Annotated in this window: 5 protein-coding genes; 1 reads left to right on the forward strand and 4 read right to left on the reverse strand. The window is 72.8% G+C overall.

Translation table 11 applies throughout. From position 1 onward, the window contains the following. Window positions 1-239: 239 nt before the first annotated feature. Window positions 240-1148, forward strand: coding sequence for a PaaX family transcriptional regulator (locus tag FNH04_RS41850; RefSeq protein ID WP_152791475.1), 909 nt, complete (start codon window positions 240-242; stop codon window positions 1146-1148). 93 nt (window positions 1149-1241) lie between these two features. On the opposite strand, the gene FNH04_RS41855 is transcribed toward FNH04_RS41850, so the two are convergent. From FNH04_RS41855 to FNH04_RS41870, 4 genes are read right to left on the reverse strand one after another with little or no spacing between them, the layout of a single operon-like run. Next, window positions 1242-2084, reverse strand: a complete 843-nt coding sequence (locus FNH04_RS41855; protein ID WP_152791478.1) for a 3-hydroxyacyl-CoA dehydrogenase family protein — start codon at window positions 2082-2084, stop codon at window positions 1242-1244. A 52-nt stretch (window positions 2085-2136) separates the two neighbouring features. Continuing rightward, window positions 2137-2994, reverse strand: coding sequence for an amidohydrolase family protein (locus FNH04_RS41860; protein ID WP_322725409.1), 858 nt, complete (start codon window positions 2992-2994; stop codon window positions 2137-2139). A gap of 46 nt (window positions 2995-3040) precedes the next feature. Beyond that, entirely contained in the window at window positions 3041-3382 is a 342-nt protein-coding gene (fdxA, locus tag FNH04_RS41865; protein WP_152791476.1) for a ferredoxin, read from the reverse strand. Window positions 3383-3404: 22 nt separating this feature from the next. After that, window positions 3405-4424 carry an NAD(P)/FAD-dependent oxidoreductase gene (locus FNH04_RS41870; RefSeq protein ID WP_152791477.1) on the reverse strand — a complete coding sequence of 340 codons (1020 nt, stop codon included), beginning with the start codon at window positions 4422-4424 and terminating at the stop codon, window positions 3405-3407. Window positions 4425-4571: the final 147 nt, after the last annotated feature.

Below are 4571 nucleotides of genomic sequence, written 5' to 3' on the forward strand. Positions count from 1 at the left end.
GATCCGGGCCTGCGGGGGATCCGGGGGCGGTGAGGCGAGGACGGGCTTCGCGCCGTCGGGCCGGAACGCCCCGGATACCCTGATGGCTTCGATCGGCTCGGACCGGCTTGGATCGGCTTGGATCGGCTCGGACCGGCTTCGACGGCCGCGCGCGGGGGCGTGCGACCTGCGACCGAAGGCACTGCACAGGGCGCGGACGCGGACGGCGGACCGGCCGGCACGGAGGGAAGTGATGGACCATGGTCGACGGTGCGTCGCGCGGACCGGGCCAAAGGACGCGCACCGACCGGGCCGCGGCGGGAACCGCGCGCCCGGTGGTCAGCCGCCGCCGCGAACTCGGTGACGTCAGCGCGCGGTCGCTGCTGATGACCATGCTCGGCGAGTACGTGCTGCCGAAGGGCCGGCCCGTGTGGACGTCGGCGCTGGTGGAGGCGCTGGCGACGTTCGGCGTCGAGGAGAAGTCGGCCCGCCAGTCGCTCGCCCGGACGGCGGCGGAGGGCTGGCTGGCCTCGGAGCGGGTGGGCCGCCGGGTGCGCTGGGCGCTCACGCCTCCGGGCCGACGGATGCTGACCGAGGGCGCCCAGCGCATCTACGACTTCGGCGGCGGCGAGTGCACCTGGGACGGCACCTGGCTGGTGGTCCTCGTCTCGGTGCCGGAGTCCAAGCGGGACCTGCGGCACCGGGTGCGTACCCGGCTCACCTGGGCCGGCTTCGGCTCCCCGGAGCCCGGGGTGTGGATCACGCCCCACGCCGACCGCGAGACGGAGGCGCTCGGTGTGCTGAAGGAACTCGGGCTCTCCGACGACGCGATGTCCTTCACGGCCACGTACGGCGCCGTGGGCAGCGAGGCGGCCATGGTGGCCCGCGCCTGGGACCTCAGCGAGGTGGAGGACCGCTACGAGGCGTTCATCGACGAGTTCACGGGTCTGCGTCCCGCCGACGGCGACGCCGTACTGCACGCCCAGACCATGCTGGTGCACGAGTGGCGCCGCTTCCCCTTCCTCGACCCGCGTCTGCCGTCGAAGCTCCTGCCCGCGGGGTGGAGCGGTGCCAAGGCGGCCGACCTCTTCCACAGCAGGCACGCGGAATGGAGCCCGGTGGCACTGCGGCGGTGGGAGGAGCTGACCGCGGAGCACGGAGGGGAGTGAGGGGCGCGGGGGCCAGGGGCCGGGCCCGACCGCGCCCACGCGGCGGGGCGCACGGCGTTACGGCGTTACGGCCCCGCGCTCCTGCCGGGAGGCTCAGCCCCAGTCGTAGAAGCCCCGACCGGTCTTCCGCCCCAGCTCGCCCGCCGCGACCTTGTCCAGCAGGATCCGGGGAGGTGCGAAGCGGGGGCCGTACGTCTCGGCGAGGTGGCGGGCGATGTCGAGGCGGACGTCGAGGCCGACGAGATCCGTCAGCCGCAGCGGGCCCATCGCGTGGCGGTAGCCCAGCTCCATCGCGCGGTCGATGTCCTCGGCCGAGGCCACACCGTCCTCGAGCATCCGCATGGCCTCCAGACCGATCGCCACCCCCAGACGGCTGGTGGCGAAACCGGGGGAGTCACGGACGACGACGGTCTCCTTGCCGATCAGCTCGGCGGTCTCCCGTGCCCGCTTCAGCGTCTCCTCCGTGGTGCGCGCGCCGCGGACGATCTCGACCAGCGGCATCGACCACACCGGATTGAAGAAGTGCAGTCCGAGGAAGCCGCCGGGGCGCCGCAGCGGTGCGGCGAGGTCGTCGATGCTCAGCCCGCTCGTGTTGCTGGCCAGTACGGCCGGCCGCCGCTCCTCGGCCTCGGCGAGGACCCGGCGTTTGAGTTCCGGGCGCTCCGGGACCGCCTCGACCACCAGGTCCATGCCCTCGGGGAGTTCGCCGGCCGCACGCACCGTACGGACGCGACCGGGCAGCCCACCGGCCTGTTGCGGGGTGAGCCTGCCCTGTTCCCCCGCCCGGGCCGCCCGGGTCCGGACCGTCCCCAACGCTCGCTCCGCGCGGGCCGGTTCGGGTTCCACGAGGACGACCTCGCAGCCGGCCGCGGCGAAGACGTAGGCGATGCCGACTCCCATGGCGCCGGCGCCGATGACACCGATCTGCTGACGCATCATCAATCCCAATCCCAATCCCAATCCCAATACCTCATCCAGCCAGGACGGTTCATATCCCGAGACCGGGGAAGACCTTGGCCGCGTTGCCCGACAGCACGGCCCGTACCGTGTCCGCGGGCAGGCCCAGCGCGCGCAGCGCGGCGATGTTCCGCGAGGCGCCGGGCACGCCCGGCCAGTCGGTGCCGAAGATCCACCGGGTGGCCAGCCTCGGCAGGTCGAACCGGGAGTAGTACCCGGGCAGTTTGCGCGGTGGCAGTCCGGCGAGGTCCAGCCAGACGTTGGGCCTGGCCAGCGCGAGGAACGCCGCCGTGTCGTACCACCAGCCCCGCCCGCCGTGGGCGAAGACGAACTGCACGTCGGGGAAGTCCTCCACGGCGTCCAGCAGGAGCTGCGGATCGCCGAACCGGGCGCGGGCGCCGGGGAAGCTGGAGGTCCCGGAGTGCACGACGACCGGGACACCGCGCTCGCCGCAGAGCGCGTACAGCGGGTACAGCTCCTTGTCGGCCGGGTCGAACCCGCCGTGCACGGGGTGCAGTTTGACCGCGACGGCGCCCAGGTCCAGCTGGCGTTCCGCCTCCGCGGCCACCGGGTGGTGCAGATGCGGATTGACGTTCGCCACCAGCCGGAACCGGACCGGGTTGTACTCCACGATCGGCAGGAGCTCCTCGATCGGCTGGATACCGGTGGCGCGCGGGCTGTACTCGCAGAACAGCAGCGCACGGTCCACACCCTGGGACTCCAGCAGGGCGTCCAGCCGCTCGGGCACGGGGTCGCCCCGCTCGTCGTAGGCGTCACGCCACGGATGGTCGCCGGAGAAGGCGTCCGCCCACTCGAACCAGGCGGGCTTCAGCGTGGACAGTCTCGGGGCGTGGACGTGCGCGTCGACCACGGTCTCGCCGTCGATCACGGTGCCTCCTCGGAGCGCGGTGGCGGAAGCGTGCCGGGGCCGCGGGTCAGCCGCGAGGGCCGTACGCGGCGACGAGTTCCGTGTCCGTGCCGGCCGGGCCGTGGCCCGCGGCGCCGCCCGGTGCGCCGATCGGCGCGTCTCGGCCCGGCAGCGGCTCGGTGAAGAACCGTTTGTTGTCGGCGACGAAGTCCTTCAGCTCCACCGGCACCCGGCGGTCCTGCGAGATCGCCTCGACCGGGCAGACGGGCTCGCAGTTGCCGCAGTCGATGCATTCCATGGGGTTGATGTAGAGCTTGCGGTCGCCTTCGTAGATGCAGTCGACCGGGCACTCCTCCATGCAGGAGCGGTCCATGATGTCGATGCACGGCTCGGCGATGACGTAGGGCATGGGCGTTCGGTCCTCTTCGGTGCTACGCGACGGCCGGGGCGGCCGCCGCGGGTACGTCGGTGGAGTGGCCGGGGAACACCGGCTGCTCGGGGTCGATGTGGTGCGCGGCGTTGTTGACGGCGGTCGCGGCCTCCCCGAAGCCGACCGCGATCAGCCGCACCTTGCCGGGGTAGTCGTTGATGTCGCCGGCCGCGTAGATCCCCGGCACGGAGGTGCGCATCGCGGAGTCGACCGGGATGTGCCGCCGGTTCTCGATGTCGACGCCCCAGCCGAGGAGCGGCCCGAGGTTGGCGGTGAAACCGAGCGCGGCGACGACCCCCTGGCAGGGCAGGCGGTGCGTCTGCCCGTCGCGCCGGGTGATCTCCACGGCCTCGATCCTCCGGCCGTCACCGATGACGTGCGACAGCTCGGCCTCGGTGACGATCTCGATGCCCGCGGCGCGTACGGCGGCGACGGTGGCGGTGTGCGCGCGAAAGGCGTCGCGGCGGTGGACCAGCGTCACGGAGGCGGCGATCGGGTGCAGGGCGAGGGCCCAGTCGAAGGCGCTGTCTCCGCCGCCGACGATCACGACGTCCTGGCCCGCGTAGTCGTCCGGCCGGCGCACGAAGTACGCCAGCCCGGCCCCCTCGTACGCGGCGGCGGCCGGCAGCGGACGGGGGGTGAAGGTGCCGATGCCGCCGGTGACGAGCACGGCCCTGGCCCGAATGCCCACGCCCTGGTGCGTGGTCACGGCGAAGCCGCCCTCCGCGGTCCGCTCCAGCGTCTCGGCCCGGTGACCGAGCAGATGGCGCGGTGCGTACGGCGCCGCCTGCTCCAGAAGCCGGTCGACGAGCTCGCGCCCTCGTACGGCCGGGAAGCCGGCGATGTCGAAGATCTGCTTCTCCGGGTACATGGCATTGATCTGGCCGCCCGGCTCGGGCAACGAGTCGAGGACGGTGACGGACAGCCCGCGGAAACCGGCGTAGTAGGCCGCGAACAGCCCGGTGGGGCCGGCTCCCACGATGAGCAGATCCGTGTCGTGATCGGCGGGGGGCGGGGACATGCACATCCTCCTTGTCACACGTTGGAATCAGCGTCTTTGGCGGAGGGTTGTCAGCCCCTTCGGCCCTGCGCCATCCAGCCCCTCCGGCCCTGCGCCATCCAGCCCCTCCGGCGTTTGAGGAGCGCGGTCCGGGGCGGAGCCCCGAAG

Source organism: Streptomyces phyllanthi (assembly GCF_009377205.1).
Taxonomy (GTDB): Bacteria; Actinomycetota; Actinomycetes; order Streptomycetales; family Streptomycetaceae; genus Streptomyces; species Streptomyces phyllanthi.